The sequence below is a fragment of the Bacteroides sp. OF04-15BH genome, assembly GCF_003477995.1.
GTDB lineage: Bacteria > Bacteroidota > Bacteroidia > Bacteroidales > Bacteroidaceae > Paraprevotella.
On record NZ_QUEM01000077.1, the window covers coordinates 1 to 2,978 of the forward strand.

The 2,978-nt window shown below is 47.4% G+C and carries 1 pseudogene; it reads right to left on the reverse strand.

Annotated elements, in window-relative coordinates:
* A pseudogene (locus DXA74_RS16375) lies at positions 1 to 2,978 on the reverse strand (type IV secretion protein Rhs); the annotation flags it as partial.

A 2,978-nucleotide genomic window follows, 5' to 3' on the forward strand; every position in this document is an offset into this window, starting at 1 on the left:
CCCTTCCAACTGATAGGCTCGTCAAAGCCATTGCCTGTATTGAGGGCAACAGTGATACCGTCACCATTCTTCCATACCTTGTCAGGAAGACCGTCAGAATTGATGTCGATAAGATTATACTCCTCTTCGCTTTCAGAGGTTACGAGACCAAAGCCTGCTGAGAAGCTACCGGAAGCCTTGTTTATACCTTGGTATTTCTCATCTTCAAATTTTCCCCAGTCATGACTTACATCGCCACCTGCGCCAATATTATAAGAAAGGCTCTTACCACTCTGTATGCGGTCAAGTCCCCAATCAATAGGTTCAGTAAAGGCATAGCCCAGATTTAATCTTACTTTCTTGTCGGAAAGAATCTTGTCTGGTAGTCCATCGCCATTGATATCTATGAACGATTCTACAGCTTCATCCGTATTCTTTGGCGCACTGCCGGAAATGGAGAATTGAGCCAGCCATGAACTCTGTTGGTTCTGTGCGGAAGACTTGCTTCCTGAGATAAGTTTTGTAATGCCAGACACAGAAGCTACTGGATTGCCGCCATATCCCCATGCTTCAGAAGCATTGTCAGAGTTATTAGCTCCGATACCCTTGTAGATTTCTCCACTCAATCCGCCCTGCGAATTGGTGTATTGGATAGTACCACCAGCTATGATGTCCGGGAATCCGTCACCATTCATATCCATCATGGCAACTTCCGTCTTGGAACTGCCATTTGCATTGTTGTGGGTAATGCCAAGTGCACCTCCTTGCACAACGGTACTCTTGCTTGATACCACTTGGCTTACAGCTGTCGCACCAGTACCCTGCAAATATTCACCAGCAAGTCCTGCCACTTCAGCATTGTTATCCAATGGATTGGTAAGGAGTACATCCTGTTCTGTCAATCGGGCTGTACTTGCCTCGGTTGCAGTAAGATAGATGTCCTGTCGCTGACCGACCCACTTGTCCATAGAAGTCTGGTCTGTACCCAATGGAGTGAATTCCATCGTGAGAGGGTCAACCTTGTCGTTCTCGTTTTCAGGCAATTTCAGCAATGACTCGTCAATAGGCTTTGCATATCTGCCCTCTGCCGAGTTATAAACAAAACCTCCCCAGCCATGGTAAAGCATACCGAAGCCAAGATTGTCATTCTCTGCATAGAATCCAGCAAGCACATTCTCTGTTACGAGCCCTGCCGCATCTTTCAGAATGGAAACAGAGGCTGAAGTAACAGTTTCATTAGAGATTGCTGCCGGATAGCTGTATTCAAACCAGATGTTCTTTCCTGCAATAGTTGCAAATCGCAGAGTATCGGCTTTCAAGATGCCATTCTCGATGTTGAAAGACTTCTTGCCGATGAGTGCATCCTCTGTCTTGGCGGTCAAAGTAACCTGTCCATTGATGGAATTGTCAGAAAGGGTAAGCACTGGCGACACAACCAAAACGGTATCAGTCGCAGTGGTCAAGTATGGCTTGCCCTCTGCCAAGGCATTTGCAAATGTATTGTAGTATGCAGGAACGGCTACCGTCTGTTCGATATTGGCAGAGTCCGTATAAGTCACAGACGCTTGCCAACCGATATTCTTCCAATCAACATTTGAGGTAGATGAAATCTCAAAGCTGAAGTTGGTCAGCTTTTCTGTATTCTCCAGACTGATGTTGAGTGAATCGCCATTGAAAGCCTCACCAGCCTTCAATGTACGAGCAAAGACTGTCTTCTTGGTATAGTTCGGGTTGTCGTTTCCGTCACTGTCTTTCTTGTCGTTGCTGCCGATGATGCTGAGAACAACATCGTCGGTTGTTACAGGCTTGTGGAAGACACTGTGAACTTCAACACTTGAACCATTCTCCACATTGGCAGAGGTGTTCACATCATAGATGGCACCATCCTCAGGCTTGTACTCTGTTGAAGAAAGCCCGTTAGGCAAAACATTAGATTCGCCAGCGTATGTAATGGTAGGCGACCAGTTCACCTTGTCAAATGAGCCGTTGCTTGTTTCCTCGGAACCCGACTGTACACGGAAATAGATTCTGTCACCTCGCTTGACGGCAACAGAAGAGACTGCAGCGGCATAAGAACTGCCGTCGCCCTTTGCAATAGTCTTGTTCCAAAGCTCATTGCCACCCTTTTGGATAGCAACTCTTACGCCGTCTGCTTTTTGGTATTCGTCAGCGTCATAGTCTCCAGTAGGAGCGACAAGGCTTACTTGACCTGCCACGCTTACTGTTCCGTCCTTAGGAGCCTGCCATACACGCACAATATCCTCCATCGGTGAGTTCTTGATGGCTTCCGCCTGCTCATCCTTACTGACCTCCATGACAGAAGTGTCAACCTTGCCACCATAGATGATTGGGCTTGGCGTGTCGGCACTGCTCAATGTAAACGTAGGCACGGCATTGCCAGACTGATCAAACTCCAAATGGTTGAAATATACCTTGCCATTGGAAACGAGGTCAACAAGTCCGTCACCGTTGATGTCGCTGAAATACTGAGTGGTCTTTGTCTTAGTGGTTGACTTGTCCGTTCCGACAACGGCAGTCAGAACATTCCAACCGACAACGGCTTTCGCACCGAAAGAGTTCGTAGAACTTTTGGTTGTCGAGAAGTTACTGATACCCTTTACCTTGACAGGCTCACCATATACTACTTCTCCGTTGTCAGTCTTGACCTGTGGACGATAATATACGGAACCACCAGACTTATATACCTTGTCAGGAAGTCCGTCACCGTTCAAGTCAACGAATGCGGAAAGTCCCTTGCTGGTATCGCTGGAGTAGCTGTAAGAACCTCCTATTGTATTGCCTTTCCATTTGCTTCCGTCCCAAGGTCCCACACCTGCATAGAACGAACCGCTTACAGAAGAACTTGTCGTTCCGCCAAGTGCAGTTGGCTTGTCGCTGAAGCGCTTGCTGACAGTCTTCAATGGATTGACGAAACCTGCGTCAAGTCCGTCATCGTGCGTGTTCCATTTCTCGGAATCGTCCTTGAACGGAACATATCC